This is a genomic window from Microcystis sp. MC19, assembly GCF_003019735.1.
Taxonomy (GTDB): Bacteria; Cyanobacteriota; Cyanobacteriia; order Cyanobacteriales; family Microcystaceae; genus Microcystis.
This window is the reverse complement of record NZ_CP020664.1, coordinates 2177501-2198487: the sequence shown is the minus strand read 5'-3', so window position 1 is coordinate 2198487 and position 20987 is coordinate 2177501. Positions and strand designations below refer to the sequence as shown.

The following is a 20987-nucleotide window of genomic DNA, read 5'->3' as shown; positions in this document are numbered from 1 at the left end:
GAGCGAGCTAATCAGTTAAATCGTTTGCCAGATAAGGATTTAGTCGATTTATGCCCCCCTATCGAACCATAACAAGTAACGAAGAGCCATTATTTTAGCCTGCCAATTCGATCGCCACAAAAGGGGAAAGACAGGGTAAAATAATTAGCAGGTGAATTGCCGTTCGCCGACAGCTATTGAGAAAAATATATCCTTATGCAATCAATTCTGACGCAAGAAACCATTATCATCGCCCTGATCTACCTATCTCTCAGTGTCTTGTATTTGCTCGTCATTCCCGCCGTTATCTACTACTACCTCAATACGCGCTGGTATGTGGCATCTTCTTGGGAAAGAGGGTTTATGTACTTTCTGATGAGCTTTTTCTTCCCCGGTATGTTGTTGTTAAGTCCTTTCCTTAACTTCCGTCCCCAACGTCGTACCCTCAAAGCTTAAGTTATCAACCAAAAAAACCCATGAGACGCATAGATGTCATCGGGATCGGTATAGGGATGTTTGCTATGGGCGGCATCCTCTACATTGTCCTGCAAAAAACCGGTTTAGATAGTGCTTCGGCGGGAATTTGGAGTCAAGCGGTGTTGGTGGGTGGTGTCATCGGTTGGATTTTTACCTATCTGTTTCGAGTCGCCACCGATAATATGACCTACGGCAAACAGCGCAAGGATTACGAAGATGCCGTCTTTAAAAAACGCCTGGAAGCGATGACTCCTGAAGAAATCGCCCAAATGCAGCGGGAAATCGAAGAGGAAAAAACTAAATAGATAGATGAAACCCGATAAAATCATCATTGGTTGGCGAGAATGGCTAGATTTACCTGATTTAGGCATTACCAAAATTAAAGCCAAGATTGATACAGGCGCTCGCTCCTCGTCCCTACACGCTTTTCATCTACATCGTTTTCCCGATGGCGATCGCAGTTTGCTGCGCTTTCAAGTGCATCCCTACCAAAAAGATAGTCGCCACACTGTCACCACCACCGCAGAAATCCTCGAATGGCGACGGGTAAAAAATTCCGGGGGTCAAAGTCAACTACGTCCAGTAATTAGAACAAGTGTATTACTAGGCGGTCATCAATGGGCGATCGAATTAACCTTGACTAATCGCGATGTCATGGGTTTTCGGATGTTATTAGGACGAGAGGCCTTGAAAAAAGGCTTTCTTGTCCATCCGAATCAGTCTTTTTTACTGAGTTAAGTTATATTTAGGGTTTGCGGCAAAAAGTTTTTCGGTGGTGGCAGGGTGTGGCCCCCAACCCCCCCGACATCGGGGGGGCAGGGTGGGTGTAGGGTTTTACCGATTTTCAGGTGGTCAACTACCTAATTTTCAGGGAAAAAGTACCTGAATTTTCCCCCTGATCACTCCCAGGCCAGGCACTTTTGGATTTCAAAAAAATCTAAAGATATAATCCAACAAGGTTTTTAGATTTATTCAGCCAACCCTAAGTAGCGGGTAAATCTTGGTATTCAGCCAAAGCATTTATAAAAAAGAGGTCTCCCCAAATTAAACCGGTATCATAGATTTGGCCGGGTTGAATTGCGGCGGGATGATGATAACAACCATGACGCAATAGACTCATCTCTGGGGCGGTTTCGTCGGGAAAATAGGCAAAAGAAGTCAAATTCAAGAGAGTATTATCGATCGCCTCTCGATAGGTTCCATAACTAGGATCATTGCTGGGTAAAGCCTTTAATAAGCGAATCATCCCCGACACTGCGATGGCCGCTGCCGAAGAATCCCTTTCCGTAGCGGCATTTTTTTGCAAGGCATAATCAAAATCCCAAGGGGGGATAAAATCTCCAGCGCGTCTTTGTCCACCGGGCCAGCGATCGGGCAAATTGTCCAGATAATAATTAATGGCATCCTTGGCAATGGTTAACATTTCCGCATCGCTGGTGTAAATATAGGCCGTCGTGGCACTATAAATAAACCAAGCTTGACCCCGAGACCAAGTGCTATCATCGCGCCAGCCCTGTTTCCCCTCATTAAATAAGAAATTTCTATAGGTGGGAGAGTTGACATTTTGATCAAAATACCCTCTTTGCCAAGTTCCCGTTTTACCCGGGCGACGGTTAGCCCCAAAGGTGCGGCTAAGGGTGCGGATGTGGGAAAGGGCCTTTTCTTGCCAATCCTTTGCTTCCTTGGGGTCAGGATTGTGGAGACTTGCCCAGAGCAGTTGTTCTATATTGATCGTATGGTCGATAAAAACCTGCCAATGTTCTTGCTGATCGGTGCGATCGGCCTTGCGTAACCAGCCAAAAGTCCCGATATCGCTGTGATAACTCCCCTTGCCATCCTGAAAAGGTTGGGCTAGTTGTCTGGCCCCTCGTAAAGTTATCTCTAAAGCTTGCTGTTTTTCCTTGCCCTGCCCTGACTCAAACCAAGGAGCAAACACCAGTAAATTATTAAGACCGACGTCTTTGTTCTTCAAACTGGCTTCTTTTAAGGGATCGCCCCATTTTTTCGCAGCAGCTGCCCAAAAGCCGCCATACATAGGGTCTGATTCTAAATCAGCCATTTTCCATAACAAAGCAGGAAAAGCCCCAGCCGCCCAAAAATCGGCGTTTTCTAGCTTCCAAGTGCCTGGCGTGGGACTATTGAGCCTCCGTCGCCAATTGAAGAAATTCAAACCCGATGGCTCTGGATGGGTAAAATAGGGATAAACAATGCCAAGATAGGCATAACTATCGAGATAGTCGATCGTCGTGGTTAGTTTCGTCCTAGCCAGATCGAGACAGAGCTTAATTCTTGCAGCCAGGGGCATTTTGTCCCGTAATTCCGCCGCCGATCGGGGACGATGGATAATCAGGGAGGCCACCCCACCGATCGCCGCCCCCGTACCCATAATAATTAGCGTTCGTCGCTTCAAATTCCCGACTCCTAAGCTGGATAGATGCGAATACGGCGATTCGGTTCCTCTCCGAAGCTATCGGATTGGAGACGGTAATGTTCCACCAATTCGTGCTGCATTTTCCGCACTTTCGCCGATCGCGGCAGTAACTCCACCGGTTGACCAGTAGGAATAACGATTTGTTCCACCGCTAACCGGGCCTCCTCCAGAGCTTCGATCTCGTCATCGCTACCGCTGCGGGCAAATAAACGCAGATCCGCGCCCTCCTGATTCATCGGGTCATCAATGCCCAAAATCCGCTTTAAACCGCGAGAGATTTGGGGCAGGGTATTGGATTTGATGCCGTGGATGGGAATTTGTCTTACTTTGGCAATTTGACGCAATTTTGACTGATTTTTAACGTGGGAACGCAGGGCTAGCACCGCGTCGGCCCCCTGTAAATCTTTGGTCAACATGATCGGCAAATCTAGGGCCTGTACTACCTGTTCGATCGGGGCGCGACTGACTCCGTAGGGATAGACATAAACTGGCCAATCTTCCCCATTGGGACCGGGGATGCGGACTTTTTCCGTTTCTAGTTCCTCCTGTAGCCAGGATTGTTCGAGGAGGCGATCGAAATCGTTTTCCCGGTTGAGCGGTCCGGCAGGGAAACGGGCCACGGGAGTCATCCGGCCATCGGCCCGCCATCCCTTGGGTTTATCCATTTCTGGCAGATAATTGCCGCGCAAAGGGGTCAACTTTTCCGGTTTTGGCTCTTCCTGAGCGACCTGTACTTTTCCCTCCTCGTCCACCCAACGGATTTGGGCAATTGCTTCCCGTCCCCGCAGCAGTTGGTCGATAGTGGTGGATACGTCCTCGTGAATGACCCAGCGCTGACGTTCCAACATTTCGATGGCAATGTCAAAGGTGGGGGGTGCTTTGCGTTCTAAAACGGTTTTCTGAGAACCCCGGCGGCGCGCTTCTTCGTCTCCGAGAGTTACTGCTTGAATTCCCCCGACTAAATCCGATAAAGTCGGGTTTTTAATTAAATTTTCCAGTTGATTGCCGTGGGCGGTTCCCACTAACTGCACCCCGCGTTCGGCGATCGTGCGAGCGGCCAGAGCTTCTAATTCCGTACCGATCTCATCAATCACGATTACCTCCGGCATATGGTTTTCCACCGCTTCGATCATGACTTGATGCTGCAATTCCGGACGGGCCACCTGCATCCGACGAGCGCGACCGATGGCCGGATGGGGAATATCTCCATCTCCAGCGATTTCGTTGGAGGTGTCGATAATCACTACCCGTTTATTGAGGTCATCGGCTAAAACTCGAGCTATTTCCCGCAAGGCCGTGGTTTTCCCCACCCCCGGACGACCGAGCAGCAGCAGGGATTTACCAGTTTCCACTAGGTCGTTAATTAGGGTGATCGTACCGAAAACAGCCCGACCAATACGACAGGTTAAACCGATAATTTCCCCGTCTCGATTGCGAATGGCACTGATGCGGTGCAGGGTGCGTTCAATCCCGGCGCGATTATCGCCGCTAAAACTGCCCACCCGGGCGATCGAATACTGGATTTCTTCTTTTGAGATCGGTTCGTCCCCCAGATCGATCGCCCCATCGGGAAAACGCGCTTCTGGTATGCGTCCCAAATCCATAACTACTTCGATCAGTTGATGCTGCCGCGGGTGTTCCTCGATCTTGCCGCGAATTCGAGCAGGTAGAATTGCCAAGAGTTTGTTTAAGTCGTCGGTCACTGGCATCCGAGAGGAGGGTAGGGTTTCTGGCATTAAATTAATAGTAAAAGGTTTTGGCGATAATTGGCTGTTTTGATTTCCAAGATTTTCTTGGGGTCTAACACATTTACCGGTTAGTTGTCAATTAAAAAAATATTATAGTTTGTTGACCAAGGCTAGGCTTTTAATTGAGCAACCCCCATAGAAGCGGCTTTAAGGGCTTCTTGGTAAGCTTGGGGGTCATTTTCAAGGTTAGGCTGGTCTAAATGCTCTAAAATTGGCAAAATCAATGAACGGGCGTAACTTCCATAGGCAATACCAGCGATTTTTTCTCTCAGTCCCAGTTGCTCTAATTTGGTCACGGTGTGGTCATTGGTTCCCCCAGCTAACTGCACAAATCCAGCTAGATTGCTGGAAAGAACTTTTTTGGCCATATTAATGGCCGGGTGGGTGGTTCCTTTGCCGATATCGCCGCTCATCGGTCGGCCGTCCGTCTGCCAAATCAGAGGACAGCTTAGGGGTGAAATAGTTTCTTGCAGATAGTGGAGGTAATTAATGATATATTCGTGATCTTGGCAACTTATGGCCAGGATTTTTAGGTTTTTCGTTAAAGGTGCGATCGCTTGCCAGAGTCGAGCAAATTCCTCTCCGTGTCCGACTTGGGTATGAATTTCGATCGCATCTACTCCCATTTCGATAATTAAGGGGATAATTTCTGCGGGTTGACAGACACGGGATCTTGTCTCGATTATCTGCTCTGGACAAACGGGTAAGCAGCGACCGCAACCATAACAGCGCTGTTCAATCACTCCCCCCCGATCAATAGCATAAGCGGGACAGATTTTTTCGCAGGGACGGGGACAATCGACCGGACAGATTTGCGGGTTAAAGACAGCTTTGCGAAAGTGGGGATCTTCCCCGTCATTGAGACTGACCATTAACCAAGGTCGTTGATTGGGGGGGAATCCGGCGATTTTGGCAGCGGTTTCCATGCCTTCGCGGGCCGCAAGGATCACGGCTCGATCGGCAGCCACATCAATACAATCGGCCCCGGCGATAGTATAGGCCAGGGCGAGGTTGCGAATCGTGGGCAAATCTTGGTAACTAGCTCCACAGATGAGCTTGAACCAGTGACCCGCCACTAAGGACTGTAAGGGAGGGGAGTTTTTATCTAGCACTTTTTCATCCTATCGCGCCCAGCCCCTAAATGTCCAGCAATTCTCATTTTAAGGTTTCATGACATAAAAAGCCTTATAACAAGAGGGTTGTACAATTCTTAACAATTTTAGTGATCGCTGAAACGGCGCAAAATCGTTCTGAATTTATTTTTGCTGCTAAATGTCAGCCCTGTGCTGCTCTGATTCTGACTAAAGACTGATTATTGATTCTTTTTGGACATACTAAGCCACAAACGGTAAGTAAAACCGATTTACTCAACAACTTCATTGTCTTTTTACCAGTAAGTCACCGAAGGGCGGTCGTCTTTCTTTATATTCTTGATGTATAATGATAGTTATATAATGTCAACAGTATTTTTAGATGATTTTTGAGATATAGTGACGGATAGGGAACTAGGACAGCGTATGCAGAAATTACGGGAGAACGCTGGGTTAACTCAAAGAAAACTAGCGGAACGGTTAGGTGTGACAGTGCAAACCGTAAGCAATTGGGAAACAGGCTACAGGGAACCGAGAATGAACCCATCTCAAACATTAAAGCTATGTCAATCCCTTAACTGCTCACTTGCACAACTAGCTGGAGCGATCGCACCATATCGAGACAACTGACATATCTAGGTATCCCCAATCTCACCAGCGATCGCAATTAAAGAAAATATAGGAGACAGAAAATGGCTAACGAAACCGTTACTTATTCCCTAGAAGCTGTTCTGACAAGGATCGAGGGGAAAATAGACTCCCTACAAAGAGATGTCAATCAAAAATTCGACAAAATCGATGAACGGTTAACCAAAGTAGAAATAGGACAATCGGAGATCAGAGGGGACATTAAAGCTTTAGATGAGCGACTAACTACAGAAATTAAAGGACTAACGACACGGGTTGCTTATCAGGAATTTACCAACCGGGGAATTTTTATCGCCCTAGTTGTCGCCATTTTAGGAGGGGCTGCTAAACTTTTTGGTTTTTTACCCAATCCCTGACAGCGATCGCTGTCGTTTAGGCCGCGGTTGACACTAAAGACTTAATGTAAATTCTAAAATCCAGTTCCTTGCTTTTAGGTCTTCAAGGGTTAAGGCGATCGGTTTTCTTCCCCCGACCGATATAGTGTAAAAAGGTGATTCTGGTACATTAGGTACGGAAAATTTAAATGTGCAAGTCCACAACGAAGAATCTTGACTTTGATTAAATCTCCCTTCTCCTAGTTTACCGATCGCCACGATGGTATCGTTAGCATTTCTAATCACGACTGACTGCCCATCATAGATATCTTTAAAAGCTCGATCAGTTGCACAAAGATTACCGTATTGCCAGCGTTGACCAGAAGGCACAGAAGTAAGCACTCGCAACCCTTCCCAAACCTCGATCGATCCTGTTAATGTGTAAGGTTGGGAGACAGCACTAGGCGCGATCGCTGTTAGTTGTGCGGCAATCAGGACAGTCGATGATAAAAATTTAATCATACGTTTTTAAATGTAAGCGGTCATTTTTTATCCTATTGATTCTTCTTGAACGAATGCCATCGGCCTCTACATTCAACTATAAACCCAAACGCCGCTTTTGACGGGCTTTATAGGAAGCTAACAGCCAAATAGAGGCAGAAATCAAAGAAGGAGCAAGGACAAAAAAAGTGGCCATGGTTACGGGATGTTCCCAGGCCTAGACCCAATAAATCATCACGGCAAAAATCAAGCCACAGTAAGCTAGTCCTAGAAAGGGGATGCCAATGAGTAAAATGGCGAATCGAGTATCTTTATCCATAAAATATGGGGATGGCAGCGAAGATTTAGCTGATGGGTTCCGCTTGCCCCTCTCTTTACTTATAAAATCCCGAAAGATATACTGTGACTAGATTGATCAAAAATTTTGCCAGGCGGATTTGGTAAGATCGTGTAATTATTCGAGTTCATCAAACAAAAGTTCCTCTAGAATAGGTCCCATACCGTCATCATCGGGGGAAACTAATTCCACTTTCCCTTCCCCGTCACCGACGGCTAAGAATAACAAAGGAGCTAGGGGAGTGTAAATCGAGTATTTTTGGTCTTCCGAAAAGAAACTGGCGAGAAATTGCAATTCTTCCGGCTCTGATGACGAGGAGGGTTCATCGCCATCAATTTCTAAACTGAGAACATTATCTTCTTCCAGGGGCGGTAATTCACCACTAACAGTTAAGGTGTGAGCAGTGGACTTGAGCAATAGGTCTAATTCTGCTAAAACCGCTTTAGCATCGGCAAAAACCCGCTCGATTTCCTCGCTATCTTCGATTAAGAAGGCATCGGATTCTTCTTCCTCCGATTCCTCATCCCAAGCAAGAATCATCACCGGGGTATCGACGGGGATAAGAAGCATATAGGTGAGATCATCGGTTTCATAGGCATTCTCAATATAACAGTCCAGCGATCGACCTTGCTCATCCCAGAGGGTTATGATATCCGCTTCTTCGAGTTCGTTTTCTTGAAAATTAAATTGAGATGGGGACATAGGCTCTCAAACGCTACTGATTGAATCAGAATATCATGAGATGATCCTCAATCAAACCAAGAATTTCGGTGCAAATGTTGGAAGCCTTGCACATCAGTTAAATTGTATTGTAGGGGCGTGATGGTGATAAAATTCTCGCTGATAGCGCGCACATCTGTAGGCACTTCTGGGGGTAAATGGCTGTAGTCCGGTTGTTCGATATCTTCCACCACTTCCCCAATTAACCAGTAATAACTTTTACCCCTAGGATCCAGTCTTTTCTCGAAGGTTTCTTCGTAGCGTCGCAATCCTTGCCTAGTGATTTTCACCCCCTTGATTTCGGCACTACTGACCGGAGGGACATTGACATTGAGTAAAGTGGGAACAGGAAAAGGGTTAAGGGCAACTTTTCTGACTAAAGTGAGGGCAAAATCGGCGGCCGGTTGGAAATCACAGGCTTGAAAACTAGCCAGACTAAAAGCAATACTGGGAATACCTTCGATTAAGCCCTCCATGGCTGCGGAAACCGTGCCAGAATAGAGGATATCGGTGCCGAGATTAGATCCATGGTTAATGCCGGCTAAAACTAAATCGGGACGCTCTTTCAGGACGGCACTAAGGGCAAATTTCACCGAATCGGCGGGAGTTCCCGAGCAGGACCAAGCAATCACATCGGGATGAAAAATTCCTTCCACCTGTTCGGCCCGGATGGGATGGTGTAGGGTTAAGCCATGACCAGTAGCAGAACGCTCGCCGTCGGGACAAACTACGGTGATTTGATGACCGACGGCAGCGAGGGTGTTGGCAAGGGTGCGGACTCCTAGGGCGGAAATGCCGTCATCATTACTAATCAGTAGTTTTAAGGGGCGATCGCTAGTCATAGGAATTTCTGATCTACTGCGTCGGCTAGTGGTATAATATGATAGTATTTTATTTGATTGTGGGTACGTAGCTCAGAGGATAGAGCACCAGGTTCCGGTCCTGGGTGTCGGGGGTTCGACTCCCTCCGTACTCGTTCAGAAATCAGGGGTCGGTATTCCCCCAGTTCTGCTGCTCCCCGCTCGCCCCTACATTTTAAGGGGATTTAGTATCATTGCAACTCCCCTGTGGGGGAAAACTTTCATTGCTTAAGCTACAAGCTTTGATCTACTTAGTTTCTAACCTTCTTTTTAGGTAGGAGAATGGCCAGATTCTTTTTGCTGTTCCTTGCTTTCAGAAGCTGATAACTGATAAGTAGGGTTTGCTGAAAAAGTTTGTTGGTGGGGTTAGGAGTAAGGAGTCAGGAGCCGGTCGTTTCAGGCTTTGTTGTCCTCTTTTTTTGTACCAATGTGTGTACTAAAAGAAGGATAATGCAAGGTTTTTGGGCTCTTCAGAAATTGTTATGCAAATAATTAGGGTCTGCTGAATAAATCTAAAAACCTTGTTGGATAAGACTTTTGGACTTTTTTCCCCTCAAAAAGTGCCAGCCATTGCGGGGATCGGGGGGAAAATTCAGGTACTTTTTCCCTGAAAATTAGGTAGTTGACCACCTGAAAATCGATAAAACCCCACACCCCACACCCTGCCCCCCACACCCTGCCACCACCGAAAAGTTTTTTCAGCAAACCCTAATTAACTTAAAATAAAATTCGATGAGAGCACCTACGCTCAAAAGTAGCTGAAATCCATACAGGGAAAGACTTAAGGCACAAATAGGTTAATACCAAAAGATAGACAATCGAGTTAAGATTTAATATAATTGCCAAAAACGAGATTATTTTACTTATGATACTTGACAAATTTTTGAACCTAGAAGGAACCTGTATTCAAGGCTATCGACACCTAGAAAATATCGGTATAGTTTTCCGAATCGAATCGAAAAATAAAAAAGCGTCCTGTCCTTGTTGTGGGTTAGAGAGCGATAAGCTCCACCAAAATCATCGACATTTAGTCAAAGATTTACCGCTCTCAGGCCAACCAGTGTACCTACAAGTTAATCGTCGTCAATTTAAGTGCAATAACTGTCAGAAACCCTTTAGCGAAGAGTTAGATTTTGTCGCCAAGAAACGAACCTATACGAAAAGACTAGCCGAGAATATACTCGAACAATTAAAAGAAGGAGATATTTTAAATGTTAGCCGAAGAAATGACGTAACAGAAGAAGAGATTCAAAGAATGCTAGAGGACATCGCCGAACAAATTACAGAGCCAGACCTATCGGAATTAAAAAGACTAGGAATTGATGAAATCGCTCTAGTCAAAGGGCAAAAAAATTACTGTGCAGTTTTAGTAAATTTAGATACGGGAAAACTAATAGCTATTCTAGAGAAGCGAACACAAGAAGAGTTGAGGGAAACGCTTACGGGGTGGGGAAAAGAGGTGTTAGAGCAAATTGAAGAAGTGAGCATAGACCTTTGGTTGCCCTATAAAAATCTGGTGAAAGAATTGATGCCATCGGCCGAGGTAGTCGCTGATAGATTCCATGTAATGAAACAAATTAATCAAGAGTTAGACGAACAGAGAAGAGCAGAAAAAAGAGCGGTAGAAGCGCAGAAAAATAAAAAACAGAAAGCGGAAAAAGAAGCGAAGCTAGAAGTTTTAAAGCGAAGTAAATATAGCTTGTTAAAAAATGAAAAAGATTTAACGGAAATCCAAAAAATTAAACTAGAAGCTATCAAAGAAACTTTCCCAAATTTGAAAAAATGCAGCAATTAAAAGAAGAATTTAGAAAGATTTACGAAACCTCAAAGAATCCGACAGAAGGACTGCTATCCATCACGGAATAGTTGGCAAAATCTTCCAGTGTTTTTACCAAGAGTTGTCAAACAATCCGAAACTGGTTTGGAGAAATAATTAGTTATTTCGAGCGAAGGACAACGAATGGGGTGGTCGAGGGAATCAACAATAAACTTAAACTAATAAAACGGAGAGGCTATGGCTTGAGAAACTTTCGGAATTTTTGGGTTAGAAGTATGTTGTCTTGGCATCTTGTCTTTTGATTTAGCATAAAGAGTAACGAAGAACCCAAAAAACTAAAATCAACAATCGGTCGTAACGCACCAATTTTATTCGTGAGCGCCACCCGTAGAAGAAGATACAATGCTCTTTTAGGGGAACAATCGCTACTGTCACCACCAAGCGTTAAACCCAGCGGAAAAGGCAGTCCGAGAGAGATTATACTAAATCCGTTGAGTAGACCTCTTGCAAAAGTCTTAAGTCGATCCTTGTACAGCAACATTTTTGAAGATTATCAACTACTAATAAATAATTAACTGAAAGTCCCTCCCATTATTGTTTCTATCGTTTGTTTTCGGATCTATGCAAGAGGTCTAGTATAGGCTACATATCAGGACAGGCAAAAAACAGCAGGGAAAAGGCAAAAGGGGAAATAAATAATCAGTCTTTAATAACTGGATTTAGTATGATACCTTGATCGCCCCGCAGCCAGAATTCCCTTAGAAGAACCTCTAACCCCTCACTGAATCGCCTGTTTTAAACTGCGGCAGAATTCTTCAAGGGATTTTAAACCATCGCCAGGGGAATTATCGGCCAGACGTTTAACCATGGCACTGCCGACAATTACCGCATCAGCACCCCAGTTTTTCACCTGTAGCGCCTGTGTCGGGTCGGAAATGCCAAATCCTACCCCCACGGGTTTATCGGTGACAGAACGGATAGAATCGAGCAATTCCTCCACTCTGGTGGCCACTTGGTTCCGCATTCCCGTCACTCCCGTGACACTAACCAGATAAATAAAACCTTGAGATTGCAGGGCGATCGCTTGTATTCGTTCCGGGGGACTGGTAGGTGCTACCAATAAAATCACTTCAATTCCCTTAGCGGCAGCCGGTTGTAGCAAACTTTCCGCTTCCTCTAGTGGTAAATCGGGAACCACCAAACCACTCACCCCTGCTGCTTTAATTTGGTCTAAAAAGACATCTATCCCGCGATGATAGATGGGATTATAGTAAGTAAAGAGAATAATGGGAGCTTTCACCTCTCCCTGCGCATTTTTGACGATTTCTAGCACATCCTCCAACTTGACACCCCGATTTAAAGCGCGGGTGGCCGCCGCTTGAATAACCGGACCATCCGCAAGAGGATCGGAATAGGGAACCCCCAATTCGATCAGATCGGCCCCTGCCCGGTCTAAAATGCGTAAAGCTTGGGCAGTAGTAGATAAATCGGGATCACCGGCAGTAATAAAGGGAATCAAGGCACAATTCCCCTGGGAACGGAGAGAACGAAAACACTCGGAAACAGCAGTCATCGAAAATTACTGGAGACATAAAGCACCGTCTATTATCTCATGGCGGGGAATAGCTCCTTGCTGGTCGCCGCAAGCTCAGGTAAGGAATTTTTCAAGTAATACTTAAGGAATATTGACAAAAGGGCGATCAAGGGTAGAATAAGCGCAGTCTGATAGTTTTGAGAAAATCTCTTCTATAAACTGGTTTTCATTCCGCTTTTTCTGGTAGACAATAGGACTACCGCCTGATCGGGTTTCGTATAATCAAACACCATATATCTATGTTTTCCATTTACATTCTCACCCATAACGAAGAAATTGATATTGCCGCCTGCGTAGAATCGGCACTTCTATCCGATGATGTGATTGTGGTTGACTCCTACAGTAGCGATCGCACTGTTGAGATCGCTTCTCGTTATCCAGTCCGCGTGATTCAGCATCAATTCGAGAGCCACGGTAAACAAAGAACTTGGATGCTAGAAAATATCGAGACTAAATACGATTGGGTTTATATTCTCGAAGCAGATGAACGGATGACACCTCCACTCTACGCAGAATGTCTGCGCGCCACTCAACAGAAAGAATTTACTGGTTTTTATGTGGCCGAAAGAGTTATGTTTATGGGGACGTGGATCCGTCGCAGCACCCAGTATCCTCGTTATCAAATGCGTCTATTTAGAAAAGATCAAGTCTGGTTTAGCGATTATGGTCACACGGAAAGGGAAGAATGTCAGGGAAAAACTTCTTTTTTACAAGAAACCTATCCCCACTATACCTGTAGTAAAGGTTTAAGTCGTTGGATTGAAAAACATAATCGTTATTCTAGCGATGAAGCGGCAGAAACTCTACATCAGTTGGCTAACGGTGATGTTAGTTGGAAAAATTTATTTTTTGGTCAAACCGAAGTAGATAGACGGAGAGCTTTAAAAGATTTATCTCTAAGATTGCCTTTCCGTCCCCTACTTCGTTGGTTTTATATGTATTTTATCTTGGCGGGAATTCTCGATGGTAAAGCTGGTTTTGCTTGGTGTACTCTGCAAGCTTTTTATGAGTATTTGATCCTCTTAAAAGTAGCGGAAATGAAACAGGGTTTACCCACTCCTACCGAAGCAAGAAATACTTTTCATCCCCAGCAAAATGGTAACAATAGTAATTCCCAAAGGTCTGATTTTGTCTCCCTGAAAGGAAAAGTCGATTAGCATTCAATCCAGAAATGTTGAATCTCGTAACAAAACTTTACATTTAAGAACATGACAACCCCAGAACGCCATTTTTCAGATTGAATAGACAATTTTCCTAAACCAGTGTACATAGCTGATATGTTGACACATAAAACTCTGTAAATAGCGCAATTTATCTAATAAGCTTTTGCCAAATACTTCTTCAATATCTATTAGCTGCAAAATTAAATAAGCGATGATACAGCTATAAATTTGTATCCGAATTCCTTTCTCGTTTTTTGTGATTAAGCGGTCAAGCTTTAGGTGCATTTTTAAGAACTTCCAAAGAAGTTCTATTTGCCATCTTTGTCGATACATTTCGGCAATTTCCTCATTACTTACCCCCCCTTCTCCTTCTAACGGTAAGTCTGTCGCTATCCGAAATTCACTTTTACTTTCTAGATCACAAAACTCAACGATTCTTACCTCTACTTTTCTTTTTTCTGCTCCTAGCTTGCTCTGACCATTTTCCAGCATTTCTAGCTTCATATCATTTTTTACCCTTAAAACAAAGTGCTTGTCTTTTTTCTCTAATAATTTTCTGATTCTTTCATTAGAAGAAAAGCCTCTGTCCATTACCCCAACTCCATTTACAGGAATTTCTTCTATAGTTTTTTCCCCTTCTTTAGAGTCATGTCCTTGACCAAAATTGATCACAATTCCCCCCACTTCTGTGGTGATACTATTTATTCCACAAAATAATTTTACTTGATGCCATCCTTTTGTCCATAACAGTTTACTTGTCAGTGAGATTATTGTCGAGTCAATTGGAAATAAAGCTTGAGCTGCTTCTTTTCCTTTTTTGTTTACTAAACTTTTATTTAATTTATTGATGATTTTCTCAAATGGTTCTGTCTCTCGGATTTTACTCGCCTTAGAAAACGTTGACGTATTGACATTAATTCCTTGCATTTTCAGGCGTGCGCTTAAGTCTCTCATGCTGACGATACTTTTATCCAGCGCAAAACCTATCCAACAGGACACAAAAGTAAATGTACTTAATGCGGGATAGTCATTTTTGGGGAGTGGCTTGAGAAGCTCTTTCATTAGTTTTGGGAAAATTGTTAGCATGGCTTATTCACATTTATTGGTGTACATTTACTTTGTTTTCTTATCTATAATATCAAATTTTGTACCACTTTTTTCCACGTTCAACACTTCTGCATTCAATCATTATTAATCAGTCAGTAATGACCTAAAAATAACCTAGAAACAAAAAACAATCCCGATCCATTTTTCAAAAGTAATAGACCTCTTGCAAAAATCCGAAAACCAACGATAGAAACAATAATGGGAGGGACTTTCAGTTAATTATTTATTAGTAGTTGATAATCTTCAAAAATGTTGCTGTACAAGGATCGACTTAAGACTTTTGCAAGAGGTCTAATGACAGAGATGGTTATGCCCAGTACATCTCAATTTTCGATCAACTGGCTGACCACGGTGCGCCCCTACCATTGGCGCAATAATATTATTGTAGGGGCGAATTGCATTCCATTCGTGTCAACTTAAGCAAGAAGCTTAATTATAAAAAGTAGCTGATTATCCAAGAGGAAGGAAGTAAAAAATGGTAAAATAAGGCGGAGAAGTCAGAGGTGGGTCAGTGAAAAAGCGCTCTAAGCAACGACCGAGAAAACAGGGGAATCCAGATTTGCGGCGACCACATCAATGCCCAAGCCCAGAAATCCCACAAGTAATAGAAGAACTTAAAAAATATCTAGAGCCAAGATTATTTACGCCGCTAAAATATATGCGAGGAAATCATGAAAAAATCATGAGAGATAGATTATTAACCTTACCCGTGGTGGTCGCCTTATTGGTAAGCTTAGTCTATCGTCAGATAGCGGGATTAAGTGAAGCTGTAAGAGTCTTAAAAGAGGAAGGATTACTCTGGGTAGAACCTCTAAAAGTAAGTAAGCAAGCTGTATCCAAAAGATTGATGAGCTTACCTACGGAAATCTTTGTATTGCTGCTGAGAAATATTTTAGAAAAAAGAAAAGAAATGTCAGGTAAAATTACTGACAGGGGGACAAGCTGGCTGAACTCCTTACAGCACAAGCTTTTTGGGGTGTTCGAGCGAAAAAGTTCGATGCAGCTCACCCCCCGTTGTTGATAAAGATTTCTAGTAAGCTCGCCCAAATCCCTGATTCTCTCGTTAGCTTTTTGGCTGAAAGCGATGTATCTGTTTGTAACTGAGGAGCCTCAAAACCTTTGTGGACAATGCTTTGAGAGGTCTTGTCCCCCTGTCAGGTAAAATTAGCATAGCTTCAAAATGGCAAAAGGTGAGAGAAAAATTCAGTGTTATTTGGATAGCCGATGGCTCAACCCTAGAGCAGCTGAGGAAAAGGCTGAAAGCTTCCGAGAAGGAATCTGGGAAATTGGCTGGAAGAATAATGATGATTGTTGAGGCATTTACGCAAGTACCTGTGACAGTATGGTATCAGAAAAATGAGAAATGTAACGATAAAGTATGGGCAGAACAATTAATAAATGAGCTACCTACATCAGGCCTGCTAGTCGTTGACCTAGGCTTTTTTAGTTTTCCGTGGTTTGACCAATTTACTGAGGAAGGAAAATATTTTCTTACCCGCATGAGGGGAAAAACATCTTACCAAATAAAGCAAGTTTTGTCCGCAGGAAAACTTTACCGAGATGAGATTATTACCCTCGGTCAGTATCGCTCTAATCCTTGCCATTCGACCGTCAGATTAGTCTCAGTTCTTTGGGGAAATACTTGGTATGATTATTTGACAAACGTGCTTGATTCTGAACAACTATCCGCTGAAGAAGTTTGTGATTTGTCTAGAAGAAGATGGCAGATAGAAGAAGCTTTTCTCTTAACCAAGCGACTCTTAGGACTGGCCTATTTATGGGTTGGACACACTAACGGCGTACAAATCCAAATTCTCACTACCTTGATTTTCTATACTGTTCTCATTCAGATAGTTCAAGATGTGGCTGTAGCTCTCCATCAGCCGCAAGAAAAAATTTCTGTCGAGATGGTTTTTAGAAGCCTTTACTATGTAGCGAAGGCTTTCTGGAGGGGCGAAAACCCAGATGTAATCAGCTATTTAGCCGAACGCGCTCAACTTTTTGGACTGATTAAAGCTGAACGTCAGCGACATCGAGAGAAAGAGGCTCTCCATCGACAAATATGGGAACCTCTTCCCTTAAGTTGACACCAATGATTGCATTCGCCCTCTTTGAACAACTTCTGCTGCTCACCAATATGTGAGAGAAAATCACAAATATAAGATGCACCCAGTTATGGCTGCTACGAATGAAAGAAAAATCGTATTAGTACAAATGCTCGAATTACCCTCTCCCCTCTCCCCACTTCATAATTGATAATTCATAATTCCCTCTCCCTGATTAATAACGGATGCGAGGATCAATGTAAGCATTGATTAAATCGATCAAAATACTGGCAAAAACCACTATTGTCGCAAAAAAAGCCATTAATCCCTGCACTGTTGGGTAATCACGCAGAGAAATCGCCCGATATAACTGATTTCCCAAACCCGGCCAAGAAAAAGTAACTTCTGTCAAGACTGCACCACCTAAAAGAGCCGCAAAAGTTAATCCTAAGACAGTAATTACGGGAATTAGGGCATTTTTTAGCGCATGGGCGATCATAATCGTTTTTTCTGGTATTCCTCTCGCTTTTGCCGCATCTACATAGTCCGCTTGCAAAGTTTGTTTCAGATTAACTCGCACCATTCGTTCAAAAATTCCACTCAAAAGAATGCCGAGAGTAAAACTAGGTAAGACTAGATAATACAAAGCTATAGGCAACTTATCTAGTTGTAGAGTCATCAGACTATCAAGGGTGTATAAACCCGTAATTGTCTGGGGGGGAGTTTCACTCAAAGGAAAACGAGTCCCCAAGGGAAACCAGCGCAACTGTACCGCAAAAATTAGCTGTAAGAGCATTCCCACCCAAAAAATCGGCAAGGAATAGGTTATCAGTCCAAATAAACGTCCCCCCGCATCTAAGGGTGTATTCGGACGGGAAGCGGTGATAATTCCCAATCCGACTCCCACTATCACTGCAATCAGCATTCCATAAAAAGTTAGTTCCACCGTCGCTGGAAAATGTTTAGCGATAATCTCCCATACCGTCACCCCCTTACTGGTTAAAGAGTCTCCTAAATTGAGGCGCATTAGATTGAAAATATAGTCTAGGTACTGGAAAAATAGGGGTTTATTCAGTCCTAACTGTTCTCTTAGGGCATTTTTGGCACTTTCAGGGGCGCGGTTGCCTAAAATCGCATCCGTGGGATCACCAGGAGCAACACGCATCAGCAGAAAAACCACCGTCACGATCGTCCATAACATCAAGGGAGCTAGGAGTAAACGCACCAGTAAATAGGATTGTAAAGCAGCGCGGCGAGACATGAGGGCTTTCCGATCAGAAAATAGATTCTCAAGGAACCATACCCCAAAATCGACCCAGCGATCGAGAAGTAGTGAATAAAAAATTAAAAATTAAATAGGGAAAAATATTTAGTACAAATAAACTAAAATATCCGCACCGCCAGTTCTGTTCAAGGGACTACCCAAAAAGCTTAAAAGCTGAAAGGCTTACGTAGCAAGGGATAGAAAAAAGATCAAAAAATTTTGCCAAAAGGGGTTGACAAACCTGGGGAAGTTAGATACATTGGTAAATGCGCGGTTGAAGCGAAGCGAAAGCGAAGCGAAACAAACGACGCTGGAACCTAGACAAAACAATAGTTTGAAAGCCAAGTAAAACAGCCTCGTTTAGAAGCAATTCTATAACAAAACGGTGAAACCCGCAAGGGGGAAACCAAAAAAAGTCAAAGAATCAAACGATTCATCATGGAGAGTTTGATCCTGGCTCAGGATGAACGCTGGCGGCGTGCCTAACACATGCAAGTCGAACGGGAATCTTCGGATTCTAGTGGCGGACGGGTGAGTAACGCGTAAGAATCTAACTTCAGGACGGGGACAACAGTTGGAAACGACTGCTAATACCCGATATGCCGCAAGGTGAAACCTAATTGGCCTGAAGAAGAGCTTGCGTCTGATTAGCTAGTTGGTGGGGTAAAGGCCTACCAAGGCGACGATCAGTAGCTGGTCTGAGAGGATGATCAGCCACACTGGGACTGAGACACGGCCCAGACTCCTACGGGAGGCAGCAGTGGGGAATATTCCGCAATGGGCGAAAGCCTGACGCAGCAACGCCGCGTGAGGGAGGAAGGTCTTTGGATTGTAAACCTCTTTTCTCAAGGAAGAAGTTCTGACGGTACTTGAGGAATCAGCCTCGGCTAACTCCGTGCCAGCAGCCGCGGTAATACGGGGGAGGCAAGCGTTATCCGGAATTATTGGGCGTAAAGCGTCCGCAGGTGGTCAGCCAAGTCTGCCGTCAAATCAGGTTGCTTAACGACCTAAAGGCGGTGGAAACTGGCAGACTAGAGAGCAGTAGGGGTAGCAGGAATTCCCAGTGTAGCGGTGAAATGCGTAGAGATTGGGAAGAACATCGGTGGCGAAAGCGTGCTACTGGGCTGTATCTGACACTCAGGGACGAAAGCTAGGGGAGCGAAAGGGATTAGATACCCCTGTAGTCCTAGCCGTAAACGATGGATACTAGGCGTGGCTTGTATCGACCCGAGCCGTGCCGAAGCTAACGCGTTAAGTATCCCGCCTGGGGAGTACGCACGCAAGTGTGAAACTCAAAGGAATTGACGGGGGCCCGCACAAGCGGTGGAGCATGTGGTTTAATTCGATGCAACGCGAAGAACCTTACCAAGACTTGACATGTCGCGAACCCTGGTGAAAGCTGGGGGTGCCTTCGGGAGCGCGAACACAGGTGCTGCATGGCTGTCGTCAGCTCGTGTCGTGAGATGTTGGGTTAAGTCCCGCAACGAGCGCAACCCTCGTTCTTAGTTGCCAGCATTAAGTTGGGCACTCTAAGGAGACTGCCGGTGACAAGCCGGAGGAAGGTGGGGATGACGTCAAGTCCTCATGGCCCTTACGTCCAGGGCTACACACGTGACTACAATGGTCGGTGACAATGGGCAGCGATACTCGCGAGAGCCAGCGAATCCCAGCAAACCCGGCCTCAGTTCAGATTGCAGTCTGCAACTCGCCTGCATGAAGGAGGAATCGCTAGTAATCGCCGGTCAGCATACGGCGGTGAATACGTTCCCGGGCCTTGTACACACCGCCCGTCACACCATGGAAGCTGGTCACGCCCGAAGTCATTACCTCAACCGCAAGGAGGGGGATGCCTAAGGCAGGGCTAGTGACTGGGGTGAAGTCGTAACAAGGTAGCCGTACCGGAAGGTGTGGCTGGATCACCTCCTTAAAGGGAGACCTAATTCAGGTATGGGACGAAAAAAAGTAGTCGCTACCAAGAATCAATCCCAAAAGGTCGGAGCGAGGCATGAGGCTTTCAAACTAGGTTCTGGGTTCATAAAAGACCTGAATCAGGAACAAGGGCTATTAGCTCAGGTGGTTAGAGCGCACCCCTGATAAGGGTGAGGTCCCTGGTTCGAGTCCAGGATGGCCCACCTACACAGGTGGCAAAAAAAAAGAAGCGAGGAATCAGCACCTTATCCTAATTTATATATAGGAGAGAATGCTGGCTCTGAGTAAAGAGTCCAGAGGAACCTTGAAAACTGCATAGAGCTAGGTGAAAAAGCCAAAAAAGAAGACCGCAAGGTCAAGCTAATAAGGGCTAACGGTGGATACCTAGGCACACGGAAGCGAAGAAGGACGTAGTTACCGACGAAACGCTTCGGGGAGCGGGAAGCAAGCATTGATCCGAAGATATCCGAATGGGGCAACCCTAAACACGACCACCTGAATACATAGGGTGGAGCGAGCAAACCTGGTGAACTGAAACATCTTAGTAGCCAGAGGAAAAGAAAGCAACAGCGATTCCCCCAGTAGCGGCGAGCGAAAAGGGAACAGCCTAAACCAAGTTCTGCGGAACTTGGGGTCGTGGGACAGTGACAAAAGACTGGGAAATTTAGACGAAGCGGCTGAAAACCGCACCAGAGAAGGTGAAAGTCCTGTAGTCGAAAAAGGAACCAGCTTAACTGCATCCCGAGTAGCATGGGGCACGTGAAATCCCGTGTGAATCTGCCTCGACCACGAGGTAAGGCTAAATATTCCCGTGTGACCGATAGAGAAACAGTACCGCGAGGGAAAGGTGAAAAGAACCCCGGAAGGGGAGTGAAATAGAACATGAAACCGTTAGCCTACAAGCAATGGGAGGACGATTGAACGTCTGACCGTGTGCCTGTTGAAGAATGAGCCGGCGACTTACAGGTTATGGCAGGTGAAGGGGGAAGACCCCACAGCCCC

General features: G+C 44.9%; 18 protein-coding genes, 2 tRNA genes, 2 rRNA genes and 2 pseudogenes (1 of these 24 cut by a window edge). 13 read left to right on the top strand and 11 right to left on the bottom strand.

Annotation, left to right across the window (positions count from 1 at the left end; genetic code table 11):
* Positions 1–195 precede the first annotated feature (195 nt).
* From ndhL to B5D77_RS11205, 3 genes are read left to right on the top strand one after another with little or no spacing between them, the layout of a single operon-like run.
* The gene (gene ndhL, locus B5D77_RS11215) at positions 196–435 is read left to right on the top strand and encodes an NAD(P)H-quinone oxidoreductase subunit L (RefSeq protein ID WP_002732218.1); all 240 of its coding nucleotides are present in this window, start codon (positions 196–198) and stop codon (positions 433–435) included.
* Between the two features lie 20 nt (positions 436–455).
* Positions 456–761 carry a DUF3007 family protein gene (locus tag B5D77_RS11210; protein ID WP_002783731.1) on the top strand — a complete coding sequence of 102 codons (306 nt, stop codon included), beginning with the start codon at positions 456–458 and terminating at the stop codon, positions 759–761.
* A gap of 4 nt (positions 762–765) precedes the next feature.
* Positions 766–1194 carry a RimK/LysX family protein gene (locus tag B5D77_RS11205; RefSeq protein ID WP_106908837.1) on the top strand — a complete coding sequence of 143 codons (429 nt, stop codon included), beginning with the start codon at positions 766–768 and terminating at the stop codon, positions 1192–1194.
* A gap of 244 nt (positions 1195–1438) precedes the next feature.
* On the opposite strand, the gene B5D77_RS11200 is transcribed toward B5D77_RS11205, so the two are convergent.
* From B5D77_RS11200 to ldpA, 3 genes are all read right to left on the bottom strand, one after another.
* Complete coding sequence (locus B5D77_RS11200; protein ID WP_172456673.1) at positions 1439–2866, bottom strand: hypothetical protein; 1428 nt, start codon at positions 2864–2866, stop codon at positions 1439–1441.
* A gap of 11 nt (positions 2867–2877) precedes the next feature.
* The gene (locus B5D77_RS11195; protein ID WP_008206867.1) at positions 2878–4623 is read right to left on the bottom strand and encodes a R3H domain-containing nucleic acid-binding protein; all 1746 of its coding nucleotides are present in this window, start codon (positions 4621–4623) and stop codon (positions 2878–2880) included.
* 122 nt (positions 4624–4745) lie between these two features.
* Positions 4746–5747 (bottom strand): circadian clock protein LdpA, encoded by a 1002-nt coding sequence (gene ldpA, locus B5D77_RS11190; protein ID WP_106908836.1) that lies wholly within the window; start codon positions 5745–5747, stop codon positions 4746–4748.
* 378 nt (positions 5748–6125) lie between these two features.
* Here ldpA and B5D77_RS11185 point away from each other — a divergent pair, with 378 nt between their 5' ends.
* Both B5D77_RS11185 and B5D77_RS11180 read left to right on the top strand, forming a co-directional pair.
* Complete coding sequence (locus B5D77_RS11185; protein WP_008206863.1) at positions 6126–6356, top strand: helix-turn-helix domain-containing protein; 231 nt, start codon at positions 6126–6128, stop codon at positions 6354–6356.
* 62 nt (positions 6357–6418) lie between these two features.
* The gene (locus tag B5D77_RS11180) at positions 6419–6730 is read left to right on the top strand and encodes a DUF4164 family protein (RefSeq protein ID WP_002784899.1); all 312 of its coding nucleotides are present in this window, start codon (positions 6419–6421) and stop codon (positions 6728–6730) included.
* 33 nt (positions 6731–6763) lie between these two features.
* Here B5D77_RS11180 and B5D77_RS11175 read toward each other — a convergent pair whose 3' ends face one another.
* The 4 genes and pseudogenes from B5D77_RS11175 to surE all read right to left on the bottom strand — a co-directional run bounded on the left by B5D77_RS11175 (position 6764) and on the right by surE (position 9088).
* Entirely contained in the window at positions 6764–7210 is a 447-nt protein-coding gene (locus B5D77_RS11175; RefSeq protein ID WP_008206860.1) for a hypothetical protein, read from the bottom strand.
* 76 nt (positions 7211–7286) lie between these two features.
* Positions 7287–7508 (bottom strand): annotated as a pseudogene (locus tag B5D77_RS28070) (hypothetical protein).
* A gap of 135 nt (positions 7509–7643) precedes the next feature.
* Positions 7644–8228, bottom strand: a complete 585-nt coding sequence (locus B5D77_RS11165; RefSeq protein ID WP_106908835.1) for a DUF3727 domain-containing protein — start codon at positions 8226–8228, stop codon at positions 7644–7646.
* A 47-nt stretch (positions 8229–8275) separates the two neighbouring features.
* Positions 8276–9088: a 5'/3'-nucleotidase SurE gene (surE, locus tag B5D77_RS11160; RefSeq protein ID WP_008206857.1), complete on the bottom strand. Its 813-nt coding sequence runs from the start codon at positions 9086–9088 to the stop codon at positions 8276–8278.
* Between the two features lie 61 nt (positions 9089–9149).
* Between surE and B5D77_RS11155 the strand changes: the two genes are divergently transcribed.
* Positions 9150–9222: transfer RNA gene (locus B5D77_RS11155), tRNA-Arg, on the top strand.
* Positions 9223–9598: 376 nt separating this feature from the next.
* Here B5D77_RS11155 and B5D77_RS28065 read toward each other — a convergent pair.
* Positions 9599–9781, bottom strand: coding sequence for a hypothetical protein (locus tag B5D77_RS28065; RefSeq protein ID WP_306342943.1), 183 nt, complete (start codon positions 9779–9781; stop codon positions 9599–9601).
* A 190-nt stretch (positions 9782–9971) separates the two neighbouring features.
* On the opposite strand from B5D77_RS28065, the pseudogene B5D77_RS11150 reads away from it, so the two are divergent.
* Positions 9972–11185 (top strand): annotated as a pseudogene (locus B5D77_RS11150) (ISL3 family transposase).
* 476 nt (positions 11186–11661) lie between these two features.
* On the opposite strand, the gene trpA reads toward B5D77_RS11150, so the two are convergent.
* Complete coding sequence (gene trpA / locus B5D77_RS11145; RefSeq protein ID WP_106908834.1) at positions 11662–12456, bottom strand: tryptophan synthase subunit alpha; 795 nt, start codon at positions 12454–12456, stop codon at positions 11662–11664.
* 260 nt (positions 12457–12716) lie between these two features.
* On the opposite strand from trpA, the gene B5D77_RS11140 reads away from it, so the two are divergent.
* A complete protein-coding gene (locus B5D77_RS11140) occupies positions 12717–13634 on the top strand; it encodes a glycosyltransferase family 2 protein (protein ID WP_008206849.1) in 918 nt (305 codons plus the stop codon).
* Positions 13635–13709: 75 nt separating this feature from the next.
* Here B5D77_RS11140 and B5D77_RS11135 read toward each other — a convergent pair whose 3' ends face one another.
* Positions 13710–14726: an IS4 family transposase gene (locus B5D77_RS11135; RefSeq protein WP_106908743.1), complete on the bottom strand. Its 1017-nt coding sequence runs from the start codon at positions 14724–14726 to the stop codon at positions 13710–13712.
* 703 nt (positions 14727–15429) lie between these two features.
* On the opposite strand from B5D77_RS11135, the gene B5D77_RS11130 reads away from it, so the two are divergent.
* Positions 15430–15768 (top strand): hypothetical protein, encoded by a 339-nt coding sequence (locus B5D77_RS11130; RefSeq protein ID WP_157221776.1) that lies wholly within the window; start codon positions 15430–15432, stop codon positions 15766–15768.
* Positions 15769–15868: 100 nt separating this feature from the next.
* Positions 15869–16834 carry an IS4 family transposase gene (locus B5D77_RS11125; RefSeq protein WP_159036959.1) on the top strand — a complete coding sequence of 322 codons (966 nt, stop codon included), beginning with the start codon at positions 15869–15871 and terminating at the stop codon, positions 16832–16834.
* Positions 16835–17027: 193 nt separating this feature from the next.
* Here B5D77_RS11125 and B5D77_RS11120 read toward each other — a convergent pair whose 3' ends face one another.
* Positions 17028–18053, bottom strand: coding sequence for an ABC transporter permease (locus B5D77_RS11120; RefSeq protein ID WP_008204302.1), 1026 nt, complete (start codon positions 18051–18053; stop codon positions 17028–17030).
* 438 nt (positions 18054–18491) lie between these two features.
* Here B5D77_RS11120 and B5D77_RS11115 point away from each other — a divergent pair.
* The 3 genes from B5D77_RS11115 to B5D77_RS11105 form a co-directional block, all read left to right on the top strand.
* Positions 18492–19983: ribosomal RNA gene (locus tag B5D77_RS11115) — 16S ribosomal RNA — on the top strand.
* Between the two features lie 131 nt (positions 19984–20114).
* Positions 20115–20188, top strand: a tRNA-Ile gene (locus B5D77_RS11110).
* Positions 20189–20338: 150 nt separating this feature from the next.
* Positions 20339–20987: ribosomal RNA gene (locus B5D77_RS11105) — 23S ribosomal RNA — on the top strand; it runs 2231 nt beyond the window's last position.
* The 16S and 23S rRNA genes sit together here with 1 tRNA gene alongside, the layout of an rRNA operon.

Bases quoted from the DNA above. Each gene is read 5' to 3' on its own strand.
- ndhL (WP_002732218.1), top strand. From the start codon at position 196: ATGCAATCAATTCTGACGCAAGAAACCATTATCATCGCCCTGATCTAC.
- B5D77_RS11210 (WP_002783731.1), top strand. From the start codon at position 456: ATGAGACGCATAGATGTCATCGGGATCGGTATAGGGATGTTTGCTATG.
- B5D77_RS11205 (WP_106908837.1), top strand. From the start codon at position 766: ATGAAACCCGATAAAATCATCATTGGTTGGCGAGAATGGCTAGATTTA.
- B5D77_RS11195 (WP_008206867.1), bottom strand. From the start codon at position 4,623: ATGCCAGAAACCCTACCCTCCTCTCGGATGCCAGTGACCGACGACTTA.
- B5D77_RS11180 (WP_002784899.1), top strand. From the start codon at position 6,419: ATGGCTAACGAAACCGTTACTTATTCCCTAGAAGCTGTTCTGACAAGG.
- B5D77_RS11175 (WP_008206860.1), bottom strand. From the start codon at position 7,210: ATGATTAAATTTTTATCATCGACTGTCCTGATTGCCGCACAACTAACA.
- B5D77_RS11165 (WP_106908835.1), bottom strand. From the start codon at position 8,228: ATGTCCCCATCTCAATTTAATTTTCAAGAAAACGAACTCGAAGAAGCG.
- surE (WP_008206857.1), bottom strand. From the start codon at position 9,088: ATGACTAGCGATCGCCCCTTAAAACTACTGATTAGTAATGATGACGGC.
- trpA (WP_106908834.1), bottom strand. From the start codon at position 12,456: ATGACTGCTGTTTCCGAGTGTTTTCGTTCTCTCCGTTCCCAGGGGAAT.
- B5D77_RS11140 (WP_008206849.1), top strand. From the start codon at position 12,717: ATGTTTTCCATTTACATTCTCACCCATAACGAAGAAATTGATATTGCC.
- B5D77_RS11135 (WP_106908743.1), bottom strand. From the start codon at position 14,726: ATGCTAACAATTTTCCCAAAACTAATGAAAGAGCTTCTCAAGCCACTC.
- B5D77_RS11130 (WP_157221776.1), top strand. From the start codon at position 15,430: ATGAGAGATAGATTATTAACCTTACCCGTGGTGGTCGCCTTATTGGTA.
- B5D77_RS11120 (WP_008204302.1), bottom strand. From the start codon at position 18,053: ATGTCTCGCCGCGCTGCTTTACAATCCTATTTACTGGTGCGTTTACTC.